Origin of the sequence: Mesorhizobium sp. M7A.F.Ca.CA.002.09.1.1 (assembly GCF_003998555.1) — a bacterium.
In the GTDB taxonomy this organism is placed as follows: domain Bacteria; phylum Pseudomonadota; class Alphaproteobacteria; order Rhizobiales; family Rhizobiaceae; genus Mesorhizobium; species Mesorhizobium ciceri.
Map to the genome: position 1 here is coordinate 1 of NZ_RZRR01001009.1, position 1,836 is coordinate 1,836.

The following is a 1,836-nucleotide window of genomic DNA, read 5'->3' on the forward strand; positions in this document are numbered from 1 at the left end:
CTGTTCATCTCGGAGATGCTGACGGCCAACGCCATGCAGAGCTATGAGGGCGAGCTGGAGAAGGCGATCGTGCTGACGCTGTTCATCCCGCTGATCATGAGCTCCGGCGGCAATTCCGGCTCGCAGGCGACCTCGCTGGTCATCCGCGCGCTGGCCTTGCGCGAGATCGGCCTTGGCGACTGGTGGCGGGTGGCGCTGCGCGAGCTGCCCACCGGCCTGGTGCTGGGCGCCATGCTCGGTGTGGTCGGCGTCTGCCGCATCGCGCTCTGGCAGTATATGGGCTTCTACGACTATGGCCCGCACTGGCCGCTGATCGCCACCACGGTGGGTGCTGCACTGGTCGGCATCGTCACCTTCGGTTCGCTGTCGGGGTCGATGCTGCCGTTCGCCTTGAAGCGCATCGGCTTCGACCCGGCCAGCGCATCGGCGCCGTTCGTTGCCACGCTGGTCGATGTCACCGGGCTGGTGATCTATTTCTCGGTGGCGCTGGTGATCCTGCGCGGCACGCTTCTGTAGCAACCATCTCCGCCGTGGCATGACCTTGCCGCGGCGGAGTTCCTCAACCAGGATTTGCCGTCAATCGACCCGCTCGCCGTCCTTCACGCGATAGGTCGGCTTGTACATGGTGACCAGTTCTTCCGCCGCTGTCGGATGCACGGCCATCGTACGGTCGAAATCGTCCTTGGTCAGGCCGGCCTTCAGCGGGATGCCGAGAAGCTGCGCCATCTCGCCGGCGTCCGGCCCCAATATGTGGGCGCCAAGCACTTTCTTCGACGCGCCATCGACCACCAGCTTTATCAGCATCTTCTCGTCGCGCCCGGACAGGGTGTGCCGCATCGGCCGGAATGTGGCGCGGTAGATCTCGATGTCGGAAAAGCGTTTGACGGCGTCGTCCTCCGACAGGCCGACAGTGCCGATCTCGGGCTGTGAAAAGACGGCGGTCGCGATCGTCTCGTGATCGGGAGCGGTCGGATTTCCCTTGAAGGCGGTTTCGATGAAGCACATCGCCTCATGGATCGCCACCGGCGTCAACTGCACGCGGTTGGTGACGTCGCCGATTGCCCAGATGTTGTCGACATTGGTGCGGGAATATTGGTCGACGGCGATGGCGCCGGTCTTGGTCATCTCCAGTCCGATGCCTTCCAGGCCCATATTCTCGGTGTTGGGAATGCGGCCGATGGCCAGCATCACCTGGTCGACGGTCAGCACCTCGCCGCCGCTGACCAGCGCGTCGAGCCGGCCGTCCGGCCGCTTGCGGATCCATTCGGACACGGAATGGCAAAGGATCCTTATCCCCTTCTTTTCCATGGTTTCGTGCAGCATGCGCCGCAGGTCCATGTCGAACCGGCTGAGGATCTCCTTGCCGCGATAGACCAGCGTCGTGTCGACGCCGAGACCGTGAAAAATGTTGGCGAACTCGACGGCGATGTAACCGCCGCCCTCGATCATGATCGCCCTGGGCAACTCCTTGAGGTCGAAAGCTTCGTTGGAAAAGATGCAATGTTCGTGGCCGGGCAGCGCCGGATGCGCCGCCGGGCGGCCGCCGGTGGCAATCAGGATCTGGTCTGCTGTGACGGTGCGATCCTCACCCAGGAGATGCACGACATGCGGATCGACGATCATGGCGCGCGAGTGGAAGGTCTCGCCGCCGGCGCCCTCGACGTTCCTGACGTAGATCGCCTCCAGCCGGCTGATCTCGCGATCCTTGTTGGCGACCAGCGTCTGCCAGTCGAAACTGGCTTCCGGCACCGTCCAGCCATAGCCGGCGGCGTCGGCGAAGTGCTCGGGAAATTGCGAGGCATAGACGTAGAGCTTTTTCGGCACGCAGCCGCGGAT

Annotated in this window: 2 protein-coding genes; one reads left to right on the plus strand and one right to left on the minus strand. The window is 63.7% G+C overall.

Annotated elements, in window-relative coordinates; genetic code table 11:
- On the plus strand, positions 1-516 hold a 516-nt coding region (locus tag EN994_RS29570), incomplete at its 5' end, for a magnesium transporter (RefSeq protein ID WP_164746328.1).
- Between the two features lie 60 nt (positions 517-576).
- Here EN994_RS29570 and gor read toward each other — a convergent pair.
- On the minus strand, positions 577-1,836 hold a 1,260-nt coding region (gor, locus tag EN994_RS29575; protein WP_127308059.1), incomplete at its 5' end, for a glutathione-disulfide reductase.